This window comes from Kitasatospora sp. NPDC048545 (assembly GCF_040651155.1).
In the GTDB taxonomy this organism is placed as follows: Bacteria; Actinomycetota; Actinomycetes; order Streptomycetales; family Streptomycetaceae; genus Kitasatospora.
In genome coordinates this window covers 24,273-41,022 of the sequence record NZ_JBEZIQ010000076.1, presented here as the reverse complement: position 1 = coordinate 41,022, position 16,750 = coordinate 24,273, and the positions used below count along the sequence as shown (strand labels likewise).

Annotated in this window: 10 protein-coding genes and 1 pseudogene (1 of these 11 running past the window's edge); 4 read left to right on the top strand and 7 right to left on the bottom strand. The window is 72.2% G+C overall.

Annotation, left to right across the window (positions count from 1 at the left end; genetic code table 11):
- From AB0D10_RS41270 to AB0D10_RS41255, 4 genes and pseudogenes are all read right to left on the bottom strand, one after another.
- Positions 1-677, bottom strand: a pseudogene (locus AB0D10_RS41270) (potassium-transporting ATPase subunit B); the annotation flags it as partial.
- The gene (gene kdpA / locus AB0D10_RS41265; RefSeq protein ID WP_360266595.1) at positions 677-2,338 is read right to left on the bottom strand and encodes a potassium-transporting ATPase subunit KdpA; all 1,662 of its coding nucleotides are present in this window, start codon (positions 2,336-2,338) and stop codon (positions 677-679) included. The pseudogene AB0D10_RS41270 and the gene kdpA, both read right to left, overlap by 1 nt.
- Positions 2,339-2,340: 2 nt before the next feature.
- The gene (gene kdpF / locus AB0D10_RS41260; protein ID WP_037830997.1) at positions 2,341-2,430 is read right to left on the bottom strand and encodes a K(+)-transporting ATPase subunit F; all 90 of its coding nucleotides are present in this window, start codon (positions 2,428-2,430) and stop codon (positions 2,341-2,343) included.
- A 325-nt stretch (positions 2,431-2,755) separates the two neighbouring features.
- On the bottom strand, positions 2,756-3,883 hold the full coding sequence (locus AB0D10_RS41255) for a universal stress protein (RefSeq protein WP_360266592.1): 1,128 nt from the start codon (positions 3,881-3,883) through the stop codon (positions 2,756-2,758).
- Between the two features lie 585 nt (positions 3,884-4,468).
- Here AB0D10_RS41255 and AB0D10_RS41250 point away from each other — a divergent pair.
- Complete coding sequence (locus tag AB0D10_RS41250; protein WP_360266601.1) at positions 4,469-5,698, top strand: serine hydrolase domain-containing protein; 1,230 nt, start codon at positions 4,469-4,471, stop codon at positions 5,696-5,698.
- Between the two features lie 89 nt (positions 5,699-5,787).
- On the opposite strand, the gene AB0D10_RS41245 is transcribed toward AB0D10_RS41250, so the two are convergent.
- Positions 5,788-7,734 (bottom strand): potassium transporter Kup, encoded by a 1,947-nt coding sequence (locus tag AB0D10_RS41245; RefSeq protein WP_360266589.1) that lies wholly within the window; start codon positions 7,732-7,734, stop codon positions 5,788-5,790.
- Between the two features lie 202 nt (positions 7,735-7,936).
- Positions 7,937-8,461 (bottom strand): universal stress protein, encoded by a 525-nt coding sequence (locus AB0D10_RS41240; RefSeq protein WP_360266586.1) that lies wholly within the window; start codon positions 8,459-8,461, stop codon positions 7,937-7,939.
- Positions 8,462-8,971: 510 nt separating this feature from the next.
- Between AB0D10_RS41240 and AB0D10_RS41235 the strand changes: the two genes are divergently transcribed.
- On the top strand, positions 8,972-9,619 hold the full coding sequence (locus AB0D10_RS41235; RefSeq protein WP_360266583.1) for a hypothetical protein: 648 nt from the start codon (positions 8,972-8,974) through the stop codon (positions 9,617-9,619).
- 132 nt (positions 9,620-9,751) lie between these two features.
- A complete protein-coding gene (locus tag AB0D10_RS41230; RefSeq protein ID WP_360266580.1) occupies positions 9,752-10,789 on the top strand; it encodes a GDP-mannose 4,6-dehydratase in 1,038 nt (345 codons plus the stop codon).
- Positions 10,790-10,847: 58 nt separating this feature from the next.
- On the opposite strand, the gene AB0D10_RS41225 is transcribed toward AB0D10_RS41230, so the two are convergent.
- Complete coding sequence (locus AB0D10_RS41225; RefSeq protein ID WP_360266577.1) at positions 10,848-11,159, bottom strand: hypothetical protein; 312 nt, start codon at positions 11,157-11,159, stop codon at positions 10,848-10,850.
- 277 nt (positions 11,160-11,436) lie between these two features.
- Here AB0D10_RS41225 and AB0D10_RS41220 point away from each other — a divergent pair, with 277 nt between their 5' ends.
- Positions 11,437-16,750, top strand: partial view of a type I polyketide synthase gene (locus AB0D10_RS41220; protein WP_360266598.1) — the start only. The gene runs 22,703 nt beyond the window's last position; 5,314 of the gene's 28,017 nt are visible here — the first part of the coding sequence; its start codon is at positions 11,437-11,439; its stop codon lies beyond the right edge, outside the window.

The window sequence follows — 16,750 nt, the reverse complement described above, 5'->3', positions numbered from 1 at the left end:
TCGTTCGGCGTCTTCTGCCGGGCGGCGCCCTCGACCAGGGCGATCATCCGGTCGATGAAGGACTTGCCGGGCTCCGAGGCGATCTTCACCACGATGCGGTCGGACAGCACCTTGGTACCGCCGGTGACGGCGGAGCGGTCGCCGCCGGACTCGCGGATGACCGGCGCGGACTCGCCGGTGATCGCCGACTCGTCGACGCTCGCGACGCCCTCGACGACGTCGCCGTCGCCGGGGATGATCTGGCCGGCCTCGACCACCACGTGGTTGCCGAGCTGGAGGGCGGTGCCCGGGACCTCCTCCTCGTCCTGGGTGGCCGGCCAGTTGGTGAGGCGACGCGCGACGCTCTCGGTCTTGGTCTTGCGCAGGGTGTCGGCCTGGGCCTTGCCGCGGCCCTCGGCCACGGCCTCGGCCAGGTTGGCGAAGATCGTGGTCAGCCAGAGCCACACGGTGATCGACCAGGCGAACACGGACGGGCCCGCGATCGCGGAGATCGTGGTGACGACCGAGCCGACCTCGACCACGAACATGACCGGGTTCTTGACCATCACCCGGGGGTCGAGCTTCTTCACCGCGTCGGGGAGCGACGTGAGGATGAGCTTGGGGTCGAGAAGGCCGCTCTGGACTCGGTGCGGGGTCGTGCTGTGGTCGACCGGTGCGGGGTTGTGGGTGGTGGACATCAGTGGAGACCTTCTGCGAGCGGCCCGAGGGCCAGGGCCGGGAAGTAGGTGAGGCCGACGACGATCAGCACGACACCGGAGAGCAGCCCGACGAACAGCGGCTTGTGGGTGGGCAGGGTGCCCGGGGTGGCCGGGACCGGCTGCTGCTGGGCGAGCGAACCGGCCAGCGCCAGGACGAACACCATGGGCAGGAAACGGCCGAACACCATGCACAGGCCCAGCGCGGTGTCGTACCAGTCGGTGTTGACGGTGATTCCGGCGAACGCCGAACCGTTGTTGTTGCTCGCGGAGGTGAAGGCGTACAGCACCTCGGAGAAGCCGTGCGCACCGTTGTTGAGCATCCCGGCCCGCTCGCCCGGCAGGGCCATCGCCACACCGGTGCCGACCAGCACCAGGATCGGGGTGGTGAGGATGTAGAGGGACGCGAACTTCATCTCCCGGCCGCCGAGCTTCTTGCCCAGGTACTCCGGCGTGCGCCCGACCATCAGGCCGGCGACGAACACCGCGACGACGGCGAGGATCAGCATGCCGTACAGGCCGGAGCCCACACCGCCGGGCGCGATCTCGCCGAGCATCATGTTGAAGATCGTGATCCCGCCGCCGAACGGCGTGAACGAGTCGTGGAAGGAGTTCACCGCACCGGTCGAGGTCAGCGTCGTAGAGGCGGCGAACAGCGAGCTGGCGGCGATGCCGAACCGCTGCTCCTTGCCCTCCATCGAGGCGCCCGCGGCCTGCAGGGCGGTGCCGTGGTGCTGCGACTCGGCGAAGGTGATCAGGGCGACCGAGGCGACCCAGAACAGGCCCATCACGGCGACGATCGCGTAGCCCTGGCGGTTGTCGCCGACCATCTTGCCGAAGGTGCGGGGCAGCGCGAATGGGATCACCAGCAGCAGGAAGATCTCCAGCCAGTTCGTGAACCCGGTCGGGTTCTCGAACGGGTGCGCCGAGTTGGCGTTGAAGAAACCGCCACCGTTGGTGCCCAGTTCCTTGATGACCTCCTGCGAGGCCACCGGACCGCCCGGGATCTTCTGCGGGTCGCCGGCCAGCGTCGCGATCTCGTGGAAGCCGTGGAAGTTCTGGATCACACCGTTCGCCACCAGCACGAGGGCGAACACGACCGACAGCGGCAGCAGCAGCCGCAGCGTGATCCGGACCAGGTCCACCCAGAAATTGCCGACCCTGTCGGTCCTGTTCCGCATGAAGCCGCGGATCAGCGTGGCCATGACGGCGATGCCGACAGCCGCGGAGACGAAGTTCTGCACCGCCAGGCCCGCCATCTGCACCAGGTGGCCCATCGCGGACTCACCCGAGTACGACTGCCAGTTGGTGTTGGTGACGAACGAGATCGCCGTGTTCCAGGCTTGGTGGCCCTCCATCTGCTGGACACCCAGGTTCAGCAGCAGGTAGCCCTGCAGGCGGATCAGGCCGTAGAGGAAGAGGACGGAGACGGCCGAGAAGGCCAGCACCGAACGCAGGTACACCGGCCAACGCTGATCGGCGTCGCCGTCGACGCCGATCAGCTTGTAGATGCCGCGCTCGACTCTGAGGTGCTTGGCGGAGGTGAGGAGCTTGGCGATGTAGTCGCCGAGCGGCCGGTAGCACAGGGCCAGCGCGCCGACGAGGGCGAGGGCCTGCAGCCAGCCCGCGAGAGTGGAGCTCATGATCAGAACTTCTCCGGGAAGATCAGCGCGACGACGAGGTAGCCGACGAGCGCGACGGCGACGATGAGACCTGCGAGGTTCTCGGCGCTCACAGCTTCTCGACCCCCTTCGCGACCAAGGCGATGACGGCGAACACGGCAACCGTGAGGCCGACGAACACAAGATCGAGCATGGGTTCCACCAGGTGGGGATGTGGGGGACGCCGCAGGCACTGCCCGGAGACGTGCGCGGCACCGGCAGACGAACCGGCAGAGGGCAGCAAACCAGCCAGACGGAACGCGTCATCGTTTCCTGACGCGTTCCATACGGGTGGTTCGGAACTTTGACGCGGCTTTGACGGCCGCGTCACGCGCACGAGACCAGCGGTTGTCCGAAACGTTTCCTGCCGGTGGCCCGTCTCGGCCGGAAAGGTCGTGGTCAACGCTTTTCGCTTGACCGGCGGCTGGGCAGGAACCGGCCATGCGCGGCTTCGGAGTGGGTGACGACGTAGACGTCGATGTCGTCGCCGGAGCCCTCGATGATCGCCTCGCCGGTGCCGCGGCCGAAGAGGTTTTTGAGGCGGCTACGGCGGGTGGCGCCGATGACGATCTGGGTGGCGTTGACCTGCCGGGCGAAGGCCAGCACCGCCTGTGCCGGGTCGTCTCCGTTCACCGCCTGCCAGCTGCCGCCGAGGCTCTCCACGAGGGCGCGCTGGCTGGCCAGCAGTTGCGGGGACGCGCCGGCCAGCCCGTCGTCGCGGGCGACGTGGACGGCCAGGAACTCGCCGCCGGCGCCGCGGGAGGCTGTGCGCTTGGCCCGGCGGATCAGCGTGTCGCCCTCGGGGCCGCCGGAGAGGGCGACCAGGACGCGCTCGCGGGTGCTCCACGGCTGCTGGATGCCGTGGTCGTGGCGGTAGCGCAGCAGTGCCTCCTCGACCCGGTCGGCCGCCCAGAGCAAGGCGATCTCGCGCAGGGCGGTCAGGTTGCCGGCGCGAAAGAAGTTCGCCAGCGCCGTGTCGATCTTCTCGGGTGGGTAGATGTTGCCGTGGACCATGCGCCGGCGCAGGGCCTCGGCGGACATGTCGACCAGCTCGATCTGGTCGGCGCGGCGCACCACGTCGTCGGGGACGGTCTCGTGCTGCCGGACGCCGGTGATCTGTGCCACGATGTCGTTGAGTGACTCCAGGTGCTGGATGTTGACCGTGGAGATGACGTCGATCCCGGCCTCCAGCAGTTCCTCGACGTCCTGCCATCGCTTCTCGTTCCGGCAGCCGGGGACGTTGGTGTGCGCCAGCTCGTCGACCAGGGCGACCCGGGGGTGACGGGTCAGCACCGCGTCCAGGTCCATCTCGGTGAAGGTGCAGGACCGGTACGCCACGGTCCGGCGGGGCACGGTCGCCAGGCCCTCGGCCATCCGGCGGGTCAGAGGTCGGCCGTAGTCCTCGACGTAGGCAATCACCACGTCCGTGCCGCGCGAGGCGCGGCGGTGGCCCTCGGCGAGCATGGCGTAGGTCTTGCCGACTCCGGGGGCGGCCCCGAGGTAGACCCGCAACCGACCACGAGGCATCACTGCCGTCCTTCCCCGCCGCCCGGTGAGACCTGGCGCGGCTCCGAGGCCTCCGTCACGGGTGGCCGCGGGCAGCGGACCACCGTCCTCTCCATGGTCGTCCTCGCAGGTACCGAGCCGCATCGGGGGACAGGCTGCGGTGCTCGCGCCCGGTGTGCGTCGACCGTGCTCCCGGTGACGTGTGCGCATGCCCTGCACTCCCGAATCCCTGCGGGAGATCACGGCTGACGAGTCCCTGCTGTTCGGGGAGGACCCCAGGAACTCCGTGGACTCCCGGACCTCCTGGGGGCGCGTCCGTGGCTGCTGTCGGGAACCGCCGCTGGCGTCGGCTGGTCCTGCCTCCGGCGGTTGCCGGGCCTGGTGCCCGCTCGCCCCTCGCCGTACGGGATGCGTTCACTCCCATCTCATTGCAACATCAGGCTCGACCGGCCATTGCGTTTGGCGTCACGGCCATTGCAACGAAAGCCAACATGCCGCTTCTGGCTTGGTATTTGGCGCCGGTATCGCGTTGACACATATCTGAACGCAATGTAGCTTCATCATTGTTCAGTGATTCGCGAACGATTTCACAGGGGGAGATCCATGATGGGACAGAGCAGCGGCGGCTTCTCCGAAGCAGGGCTGCGCAAGGTGCGCGACGTGCTGGCGCGCCACGTCGATTCCGGGCGGATCCCCGGACTCGTCGCGCTGGTCGGCCGGGGCGACGAGACGTATGTCGAAGCGATCGGGACGATGAGCCACGACGGTGGTTCGCCGATGCGCCGGGACACGATCTTCCGGATGGCCTCGACCTCCAAGCCGGTCACGATGGCTGCGGCGATGGTCCTGCTGGACGAGTGCGGGTTGCGGCTGGACGACCTGGTGGAGCAGTGGCTGCCGGAGCTCGCCGACCGTCGGGTGCTGAAGCGGATCGACGGCCCGCTGGACGACACCGTGCCGGCGCGCCGTCCGATCACCGTACGGGACGTGCTGACCTCGACGTTCGGACTCGGCATGGACATGACCTCGCTGGGCACCCCGATCATGAACGCCATCTTCGAGCAGGGGCTCACGCCCGATCTGCCGACGCCGATGCCCGAACCGGACGAGTGGATGCGCCGCCTCGGAACGCTTCCGCTGATGCACCAGCCCGGAGAGCAGTGGCAGTACCACATCGCCAGCGACCTGCTCGGTGTGCTCGTCGCCAGGGTTACGGGCCAGTCCTTCGAGACGTTCCTGCGCGAGCGCGTCTTCGGCCCGCTGGGCATGGAGGACACCGGTTTCCACGTGCCCGCCGACCGGATCGACCGACTGCCGCCCCTCTACGCCCCAGACCCGCAGACGGGGGAGTTCACCGTGTGGGACGAGCCGGCGAACGGACGCTGGAGCCGGCCGCCGGCGTTCCCGGGCGGCGGTGGCGGGCTGGTCTCCACCGTCGACGACTACCACGCCTACTTCCGCATGCTGCTGAACCGGGGCATGCACGGGAGTGAGCGGATCCTGTCCCGGCCCGCCGTCGAGCTGATGACCACCAACCGCCTCACTCCGGAACAGACCGCGGCCCGCGCGGCAATGGCCCGTGACAACGTTCACGTGTCGTACGGCCAGGGACAGCACGGCGGTTGGGGCTTCGGGACGGCGGTGCGCACCTACCGCGGCGACTATGCGCCCGTCGGTCAGTTCGGCTGGGACGGCGGAAGCGGCACCACGACCTACGCTGACCCGGAGAACCGGCTCGTCGGCATCCTGCTCACCCAGGTCGGGATGTCCGTCCCGCACGCGGCGCGGCTTGCTCAGGACTTCTGGACCACGGTCTACCAGGAGATCGTCGACTGACACGGACCCGCTGTCCGGGCAACGGCTGACGGCCTCGCAGCGGCGGTCGGACCTCGGTGCGCTCTCCCGACGGACGGCGGAAGACGCGCCTACACCTCGATGTGCGCGCCCATGATGACCGTGCGGTCGCGGGGGAGACCGAAGTACTCGGCGGCGTCGGCCGTGATGTACGAGGTCGCGATGAACAGCCGCTTGCGCCAGGGCGCCATGGTCGGGGTCTTTCCGCGTCGCAGCTCGATCTTGGACAGGAAGTAGGACGCCTGGTCGAGCTGCAGTGGCCCCTCGGTCCGGGCGGGGTCGAGCATCGAGAGCGCGCCCGGCACGTCCGGTGTCTCCATGTAGCCGAACCGGGCGGTGACGTGGATGATCCCGTCCTCGGCGTACCCGAGGTCGTCGACGGCGAGCCGCCGGTCGTCGGGGAGACGCGGCAGCGGCTCGGTCTCGATGGACAGGATGACGACGTGGTCGTGCCGGACGTGGTTGTGCTCGACGTTGGCCCGCATGGCCAGCGGCGCCGTCTGCTTTCCGCGGTTGAGGAAGACGGCGGTGCCGGGCACTCGCAGCGCCGGCACCGCTCCGCTGTGCAGGCGGTCGACGAACTCGCGCAAGGGGCCCTCGTGCCGTGCCCGCTCGGCAGTGACGACCTCGCGCCCGTGCTGCCAGGTCGTCATGACGGTGAACACGGTGACGCCGATCAGCAGCGGCAGCCACGCGCCGTGGACGAGCTTGGTCACGTTGGCCGCGACGAACAGGAGGTCCACGGTGAGCAGCACCGCCGCGCCGGAGACGAGCAGCCAGACCGGGGCGGTCCACCTCGCCCGCGCGACGTAGAAGAAGAGCAGGGTGGTGATGGTGATGGTTCCGGTGACCGCCATGCCGAACGCGAAGGCCAGCGCCGTGGAGCTGCGGAAGGCGAAGACCAGGGTGAGCACCGAGACCATCAACAGCCAGTTGACCCATGGGACGTAGATCTGGCCCACGGTGGACTCGGAGGTGTGTGCGATGCGCAGCCTCGGCAGGTAACCGAGCTGGGCGGCCTGGGAGGTGACCGAGTAGGCGCCGGTGATCACCGCCTGGGAGGCGATCACCGTCGCGGCCGTGGCCAGAACGACCATCGGCAGCCGTCCCCAGTGGGGAACGAGCAGGAAGAACGGGCTGCTGATGTTCTTCGGGTCGTCGAGGATCAGGGCGCCCTGGCCGAGGTAGCTCAGCACGCAGGCGGGGAAGACGAGGACCAGCCAGGCTCGGGTGATCGACCGGCGGCCGAAATGCCCCATGTCCGCGTAGAGCGCCTCGGCGCCGGTGACCGCGAGCACGACGGCGGCCAGCGCGAAGAACGCGGTGCCGAAGTGGCCGAACAGGAAGCCCAGGGCGTAACCCGGTGACAGCGCCCTGAGGATCTGCGGGTGGTCGGCGATGCCGGTCACGCCGCAGGCCCCGATGGTCACGAACCAGGCGATCATCACTGGTCCGAACAGCCGGCCCACCGCCGCGGACCCCCTGCGCTGCACCAGGAACAGCAGCACGATGATCACCGCGGTGAGTGGCACGACGGCGCTCTCCAGCGACGGCTCGACGACCTTGAGCCCCTCGATCGCCGACAGCACCGAGATCGCGGGGGTGATCATGCTGTCGCCGAAGAACAGCGAGGCGCCGAAGATGCCCAGCGCGGCCAGTACGGCCGTGGTCCGCCGGCCGCGCGGCGAACCGGACCGCCGCAGCAGGGTGATCAGGGCCATGATGCCGCCCTCGCCGTCGTTGTCGGCGCGCATCGCCAGGAACACGTAGGTGACCAGGACGATGATCACCACCGACCAGAACACCAACGACACCACCCCGTACACGTTCTCCGCCGTGACCGGGACCGGGTGCGGGTCGCTCGGGTTGAAGACGGTCTGGAGGGTGTAGATCGGGCTGGTCCCGATGTCGCCGAAGACCACCCCGAGCGCGGCGATCACCACCGCCGGACGCACGGAGTCGTGCACGCTCGGACCGGGAACGTCAGGCTGCCGCGCAGGGGAGCCGCTGTCGGCCATGGTGGACCTCCTCCGTGCGGGGCTGCCGGCTCGCAGACCAGGGGCATCCCGGCGGACGATACCGATCCGGCCGTCCGATCGCGGGGAGGTGCGCGCCGCCTGGCGGCGCATGTCGATGCCCTCGGCGTCAGCGGCCGAGGGCATCGGTGTCGGTGGCGGGAGCGCCTGCGTCGTCGGCCTGCCGTGCGCAGTCGGCCGATCGTCAGCGCGGACCGGCGGTCGGCGCGTACCGGCCGCCCGTGACGAGGTGGAGCGGCTCTCCGTCACGGGCGGCGACGTCCAGCTGCTGGAGCAGCTCTTCCGGGGAGACGGCGATGACCGGGCAGGTCGCGTAGGTACGGCAGTGGTGCAGGACGGAGCCGTGCAGCAGGTGGTCGAGGCGGCCGTGCCTCCCGGTGCCGACGACGAGCAGATCGGTCGGAGCGGTGACGGCGCGGACCAGGGCCGCCCCGGCGTGGCCCCTGACCACCAGCGGGTGGATGACCAGGTCGGCCGGGTAACCGCCGAACGCCTGCTCGAAGGCGGTGTCGACGCGCTTGCGGGCGGCGTGCTCCAGCTCGGACAGCGGGCGCAGGTGGTCGCGGTCGGTGCCGCCGGAAGGAACCCACGCGACGACCGGCACCAGCGTGGCCCCGCCTCGGGCCGCCTCGTCCACGGCACGTCCCAACGCGGCGAGACTGCTCAACGAGTCACTCAGCCCGACGATCACACGGGTAGTGCCGGTCATGGCCGTACGCCTCCGTCAGAGGACGGTTCACTGCGTCCAGTGAACGCGCCACGTGGGTCGGGCGGAGAGCCGCTGACGACATCATGACGCCCGGCCGCGGGTTCCTGACGGACCTCTGACGTGCGCGGTTCCCGGTGACGGCCGGCTCCCTCGCGGGGCGAGGGCGGGGCCGGCCCAGTACGCGCCGTGGCCGCCCCGGCGGGTGGTGGTGCTCACCGGCGGGCCCGAGGGTGAGACGCTGATCCGCCGGGGCCCGGATCGCTGTCCGGACCGGGGGAAGGGGGCCTCCTCGCCGTGCATGTGGTCACCCGCGAAGCCTCCGGCCGGCGGCAACCGCCGTGCCCGTTGGGCGGGTTCGGGCCGTCATGGGGGGCCGGGCCTCTTGCGTCCGGTGTCCGACCGCGTACATTCGGTAGCGGTGTGCCGGGAAGTCTGGTCGGCGTGAAGGTCGCGCGCGCCTCCGTGCGGTCGGGTGGCGCTGCCGACGTGGTCCCGATCACTGGAGCGCCCATGGACGTCGTCGTTCCGCTCGTGTTCTTCCTCGCCCTGGTCTCCCTGGTGCTCGTCGCGCCGCGCCTTGACGCGTTCCGCGGGCGACGCCGGGCCGGGGCGCTCGCCGGTGACCTGATGGCACATCACGGATTCAGTACCAGGCCGGAGTTCACGGTTTCCCGGCTCCCGGTGGCCGGTCCGCCCTGCCACTACGGCGCCGCGCAGCGGCTCGTCGACCAGGTCGGCGGCGTGGTCGACGGCCTGCCGCTCACCGCGGCCGGGTACAGCTGCCGGTACAACGGCGCGACCCATGTCTACGGGATCGCGGTGGTGTCGCTGCCGACCCCGGTCGACGGCATCGAGGTGCGGCACGAACGCGCCTTCCACTCCGTTCTCGTCGTCGAGCCGGTGCCCGAGGGCCGGATCAGCAGTGGGGAGACGGAGTTCGACCGCCGGCACCAGAGCTACGCGGCCGATCCGGAGCAGGCCAGGCGGGTGCTCTCGGCCCCGGGCGTGCGCGAACTGTCGTCCGCGCCGGAGCCGTTCAGCTGGCGCGTGGACGGGACGGACCTGTTGCTCTGGCGCTCCGGCGGGTGGGACTCGGCGGACACGCTGCTCGGCTGCGTACGCGCAGTGACCTCCGTGCTCCGGCCCGAGAACGGGTGACGGAGCCCGGAGCGCTCGGCCGGCCCCGTCCGCCCGCCGAGCGGGCGGGAAGTCTCGCAAATTCCTTAGCCGCGTCAGTGGTTCGCTGGCTGTGCCGAGAGCGGTCCGCGAACAGTGGCTGAAGGGGAACGGATGTCCAAACGTGCACTCATCACCGGGGTGACCGGCCAGGACGGGTCATACCTGGCCGAGCACCTGATCTCCATGGGGTACCAGGTGTGGGGCCTCACCAGGGGACAGGCGAATCCGCGGAAGGACCGGGTCAGCCGGCTGATCCCGGAGCTGCGCTTCGTCGACGGCGACCTGATGGACCAGAGCAGTCTGGTGTCGGCGGTCGACACGATCCAGCCCGACGAGGTGTACAACCTCGGGGCGATCTCCTTCGTGCCGATGTCCTGGCGTCAGCCGGAGCTGGTCACCGAGGTCAACGGCACCGGCGTGCTGCGGGTGCTGGAGGCGATTCGGATGGTCAGCGGGATCAACAAGCCCGCGGTGACGAACGGCGGAGCCGGCCAGATCCGGTTCTACCAGGCCTCCAGCTCCGAGATGTTCGGCATGGTCGCGGAGACCCCGCAGCACGAGGACACCCGGTTCCACCCGCGCAGTCCGTACGGCGTGGTGAAGACCTACGGGCACTACATCACCCGCAACTACCGCGAGTCGTACGGCATGTACGGCGTATCCGGGATCCTGTTCAACCACGAGTCCCCGCGCCGCGGCGCGGAGTTCGTGACCAGGAAGATCTCCCTCGCGGTCGCGCAGATCAAGCTCGGCCTGCAGGACCGGCTGCTGCTCGGCAACCTCGACGCCGTCCGCGACTGGGGCTTCGCCGGGGACTACGTCCGGGCGATGCACCTGATGCTCCAGCAGGACGAGCCGGGCGACTACGTCATCGGCACCGGCCGGATGCACTCGGTCCGCGACGCGGCCCGGATCGCCTTCGAGTCCGTGGGGCTGAACTGGGAGGAGCACGTCACCGTAGACCCCACGCTGGTGCGTCCCGCGGAAGTGGAGACGCTCTGCGCCGACGCGGACAACGCGCGCCGCACACTGGGCTGGGAGCCCACGGTGGACTTCCCCGAACTCATGCGGATGATGGTCGAGTCCGACCTCGAACAGGCCCGGATCGCCCGCGACTACGGAGAGGTGCTGGCGGGCGCGCGCTGGTGACGGCGCTCCCGGGGCGACGGGGCGGTGGGGGGCCGGGGTGACCCCGGCCCCCACCGCCCTACGGCTGTTCGGCGGTCGGTGCGGACGGCGGTCGGGAGAGTTCCAGGATCGCCAGTGCGATCCCGGCGCCCGGATCGCCGAGTCGGGCGACGTACTGGCGCAGCATCGCGTTCTCCTGGGCCAGGCTGGTCGTCGGCAGACCGGCGGCACGTCGGCTCAGCTGATGGCCGCGTCCCAGGCGGATCCGCCGGACCAGCTGGGCGATCAGCTGCTCGTCGAGTGCGCTGAGCTTCTCCGCCGCCTCGTCCGCGGCGCCCGCGGTGGGCCGCAGGGGTCTCGGCAGGTCGCCGTGCGGGACGGATTGGGGCATGGCGGTGATCCTCGTCGACGTCGGTGGCCCGTTGGCTCGCCCGACGGACCGCACCCAGGGCTCGCGCATCCGACGATCCCGCCTGGGCGCCCGGCAAATCCCTAGAGTCCGCGCGCCGCCCCCCGGCCGCCCCGAAGACCCTAGGGATTTCCCGTGCCGGACCGATCGAGACTGATCGCCGAAGTGCGGGAATGCGAGCGCCGCGCGTGCGGAGCACGCGGGCCGTCCACAGCGGACCCCTGCCGTTCGCCGGTCCTCCAGATGGGTTGCGTCGATGATGGACAAGGAACAGAAGCTCCGGGACTACCTCAAGCGGGCCAGCGCGGACCTCCAGCGCTCCCGGCAGCGGGTGGACGAGCTGGAGGCGGCCGCCCGCGAGCCGATCGCCATCGTGGGCATGAGCTGCCGCTTCCCCGGCGGGGTGGCGAGCCCGGAGGACCTCTGGGCGATGCTGGTCGCCGGCGAGGACGGCATCACCGGCCTGCCGGCCGACCGCGGTTGGGAACTCGACCCGGTCGACGGTCCCACTGATGTCCGGGGCGGCTTCCTCCGCGGCGCCGCCGACTTCGACCCCGGCTTCTTCGGCATCTCGCCCCGCGAGGCGCTGTCCATGGACCCGCAGCAGCGCGTCCTGCTGGAAACCTCCTGGGAGGCCTTCGAACGGGCCGGCATCGATCCCACGACCCTCCGCGGCACCCGCACCGGGGTCTTCGTCGGCGCGATGCCGCAGGACTACCGCACCGGCCCGGACGACGACGTCCAGGGCTTCGTACTGACCGGCAACGCCACCAGCGTGATCTCCGGTCGGCTCTCGTACGTGTTCGGCGCCGTCGGTCCGGCCGTCACCGTCGACACTGCCTGCTCCTCCTCGCTGGTCGCCCTGCACCTGGCCGCCCAGTCGCTGCGGGCCGGGGAATGCGGGCTGGCGCTCGCCGCGGGCGTCACCGTGATGTCCACCCCCACCACCTTCGTGGAGTTCGCCCGCCAAGGCGGGCTGGCCGCCGACGGCCACTGCCGCTCCTTCGCCGACTCCGCGGACGGCACCGGCTGGTCCGAGGGCGTCGGCGTGCTCGTCCTGGAGCGGCTGTCGGTGGCCCGGCGCAACGGCCACCGGGTGCTGGCCGTGGTGCGCGGCAGCGCGGTCAACCAGGACGGCGCCTCCAACGGCCTGACCGCCCCCAACGGCCCCTCCCAGCAGCGCGTGATCGAGCAGGCGCTGCGCAGCGCCCGGCTCTCGGCCGACCAGGTCGACGTGGTCGAGGCCCACGGCACCGGTACCGTGCTCGGTGACCCGGTGGAGGCCCAGGCACTCCTGGCCGCGTACGGACAGAACCGCGAGACGCCGCTGCTGCTCGGCTCGGTCAAGTCGAACCTCAGCCACACCCAGGCCGCGGCCGGTATGGCCGGGGTGATCAAGACGGTGCTGGCGCTGCGGCACGAGCTGCTGCCGCGCACCCTGCACGTGGATGAGCCGTCCTCGCACGTCGACTGGGAGTCCGGCGCCGTCCGGCTGCTCACCGAGGCCACGCCGTGGCCGCAGGGCGCCGAGCCGCGCCGGGCAGGCGTCTCCTCCTTCGGCCTCAGCGGCACCAACGCGCACGCCATCATCGAGGAGGCTCCGGCGCCCGAGGAGATCCCCGCGGCCGAGGCGGCCGAGCCGGGCGCGCTGCCGTGGCTGGTCTCCGGCCGCACCCCTGAGGCACTGCGCGCCCAGGCGCAGCGGCTGGTCGCCTTCCTGGGGACGGACGCCGAGGGCACCGACGCCGACCTCGCCCACGCGCTCGCCACCACCCGGGCGGCCCTGGAGCACCGCGCCGTGGTCACCGCCGCCGGCCGCGCCGAGGCCGCCGCCGCGCTGACCGCGCTCGCGGACGGGCAGGGCGACGGCCGGGCGGTGCTGGGCAGCACCCAGGGCCGGGGCAAGCTCGCCTTCCTGTTCGCCGGGCAGGGCTCGCAGCGCTTGGGCATGGGCCGTCAACTGGCCGCCCGCTTCCCGGTGTTCGCCACCGCGCTGGACGAGGTGCTCGGCGAGCTCGACGGGCGGCCGGACTCGCCGCTGCGCGGAGTGCTGTGGGGCGCCGACGAGGAACTGCTGAACCGCACCGGCCACGCCCAGCCCGCGCTGTTCGCCGTCGAGGTCGCCCTGTACCGGCTGCTGGAGTCCTGGGGCGTGCGGCCGGACTACCTGGCCGGCCACTCGGTCGGTGAGATCGCCGCCGCGCACGTCGCCGGGGTGTTCTCACTCGCCGACGCGTGCGCGCTGGTCGCCGCCCGGGCCCGGCTGATGCAGGCGCTGCCGACCGGTGGCGCCATGGTCGCGCTGCAGGCGAGCGAGGCCGAGGTCGTCCCGCTGCTCGGCGACCGCGTGTCGCTGGCCGCCGTCAACGGGCCGCAGGCCGTGGTCGTCGCGGGTGAGACCACGGCGGCCGAGGCCGTCGCCGCGCACTTCGCCGAACTCGGTCGCAAGGTGCGGTGGTTGCGAGTCTCGCACGCCTTCCACTCGCCCCTCATGGACCCGATGCTCGACGAGTTCCGCGCCGTCGTCGCCGGATTGAACCCGCAGGCGCCCACGATCCCGGTCGTCTCGACGCTCACCGGCACGCTCGCCACCGTCGAGCAGCTGACCTCCGCCGACTACTGGGCCGACCAGGCCCGCCGCGCCGTCCGCTTCGCCGACGCCGTCGCCTGGCTCGGCGGCCACGGCACCGGGCTGTTCCTCGAACTCGGCCCGGACGGCGCCCTCGCCGCACTCGCCCAGGGCAGCCCGGACGAGCCGGCCGGCGACGGCCGCAGCGCCCTCGCCGCGCTGCGCCCCGGCCGCGACGAGACCGAGGTGCTGACCGAGGCCCTGGCCGGCCTGCACGTGCGGGGCGTCCCGGTGCGCTGGGACGCCTACTTCGCGGGCACCGGTGCCCGCCCCGTCGACCTGCCCACCTACGCGTTCCAGCACCGGCGCTACTGGCCGAAGACCGCGCTGGCCCGCACCGGCGACGTCCGCGCCGCCGGGCTCGGCTCGGCCAACCACCCGCTGCTCGCCGCCGCAGTCTCGCTCGCCAACACCGACGGCCTGCTGCTGACCGGCCGGCTCTCGCTGCGCACCCACCCGTGGCTGGCCGACCACACCGTCGACGGCACCGTGCTGTTGCCCGGTACGGCCTTCCTGGAGCTCGCCGTGCGCGCGGGCGACGAGGTCGGCTGCGACCGCGTAGAGGAACTGACGCTCACCGCGCCGCTGGCGCTGCCCGAGCAAGGCGGCGTGCAGGTGCAGGTCTGGGCCGGGCAGGCCGACGCGAGCGGACGGCGCACCGTGGGCGTCTACGCCCGCCCCGAGGGCGACGAGGACGCCCCGTGGACGCAGCACGCCGACGGTGTCCTCACGGCAGGTGAACACCCGGACACCACCGAGGAGTTCACGGCGTGGCCGCCGGCCGGTGCCGAACCGCTGGACCTGGACGGCCTGGACGAGCGGCTGGCCGGGGCGGGCTTCCGCTACGGCCCGGCCTTCCGCGGGCTGCGCGCGGCCTGGCGGCGCGGCGAGGACGTGTTCGCCGAGGTCGCGCTGGACGAGGGCGTGAGCGGCGAGGCGGGCGCGTTCGGGATCCACCCGGCGCTCCTGGACGCCGCGCTGCACGCCACCGCGTTCCTGGGGCTCGGTGGGGTGCCGTTCTCCTGGCAGGACGTCAGCCTGCACGCCACCGGGGCGTCGGTGGTGCGGGTGCGGCTCTCCGTGACCGGTGACGACGCGGTGGCGGTCGAGGTCGCCGACGCGGCGGGCGGTCCGGTCGCCTCGGTCGGCTCGCTGTTGCTGCGGGCGCTCCCGGGCCTCCCTGCTACCACCCGGGGGCCGGTGCGGGACGCGATGTTCGAGCTGCGCTGGTCCCGGCCGCGCGGCGGCACATCGGCGCCCGCCTCGGTGACCGTCCAGGGCGAGGACCCGCTCGGCCTCGGCGCGCTGCCGACGGGCGAGGGACCTGCCGAGGTGGTGCTTGTGCCGCTCGCGGGCGACCCGGCCGACCCGGTCGGCTCGGCCCACGCCTTGACGGCCCGGGCCCTGGCCCGGCTCCAGGAGTGGCTCGCCGACGACACGCGCGACGGCAGGCTGGTCTTCGTGACCCGCGGCGCCGTCGCCACCGGCGCGGACGACGAGGTCACCGACCCGGCGGCGGCCGCCGTCTGGGGCCTGGTGCGCTCCGCACAGGCCGAGCACCCGGGCCGCTTCGGGCTCGTCGACCTGGACCCGGCCGGCGGCCCGCTGCCCGAGCGGGCGCTCGGCGGCGACGAGCCGCAGCTGGCCGTGCGCGGAGGCAACGTCCTCGCGGCCCGGCTGGCCCGGGCGGCTGCGGTGGAAGCCACCGACAGCGTGTGGGGCCGGGACGGGACCGTCCTGATCACCGGCGGCACCGGTGGGCTCGGCGCCGTCCTCGCCCGACACCTGGTCGCCGAACACGGCGTCCGGCGTCTGCTGCTCGCGAGCCGCCGGGGCGCCGAAGCCGAGGGCGCCGCCGACCTGGCGGCGCAGCTCTCCGGGTTGGGAGCCGCCGTCGCCGTCGAGGCCTGCGACCTCACCGACCGCGCCGCCGTGGAGCGCCTGATCGCGGGCGTGCCGGCCGAGCACCCCCTGACCGCCGTGGTGCACGCCGCCGGTGTGCTCGACGACGGCGTGATCGCGTCACTCACCCCCGAACGGCTCGCCGCCGTGCTGCGGCCCAAGGCCGACGGCCTGTGGCACCTGCACCAGGCCACCCGCGCGCTCGACCTCGCCGCCTTCGTCGTCTTCTCGTCCTTCTCCGGCACGGTCGGCGCGGCCGGCCAGGGCAACTACGCCGCCGGCAACGCCTTCGCGGACGCGCTCGTGCGCACCCGCCGCGCCGCCGGACTCCCCGGGCAGTCGCTCGGCTGGGGCCCGTGGGCACCGGTCGGCGGTATGACCGACGGTCTGACGGACGCGGACCTCGACCGGCTGGCCCGACTCGGCACTCCGGCGCTCTCCGAGGCCGCCGGCACCGCGCTGTTCGACGCCGCCCTCGCCCGCCCCGAGGCGGTCCTCCTCCCCGTCCGGCTCGACCTCCCGGCGCTGCGCGCCCGGGGCGAGGTGCCGCCACTGCTGCGCGGCCTGATCCGCACCCCCGCCCGGCGCGCCGCCGTGACGGCATCCGAGGCGTCGGGCGCCCTCGCCCGCCGACTGGCCGGGCTGGACGACCGCGGCCGCACCGAGGCCGTCGTCGAGCTGGTCCGCGGCCAGGTGGCCGCCGTGCTGCGGCACGCCGACCCGTCCGAGGTCGACACCCACCGCCCGTTCCAGGACCTCGGCTTCGATTCGCTCACCGCCGTCGAGCTGCGCAACCGGCTGAGCGCCGCCACCGGCCTGCGCACCTCGGCCACCGTCGTGTTCGACTACCCGACCGTCACCGCCCTGGCCGGGCACGTCCTGGAGGGGCTCACGGGCGCCCCGGCGCCCGCCGCCGCGGCCCCCGTGCGGGCCGCGGCCGACGACGACCCGATCGTCATCGTCGGCATGAGCTGCCGCTACCCCGGCGGCGTCGCCTCGCCCGAGGACCTGTGGCGCCTGGTGCGCGAGGGCACCGACGCGA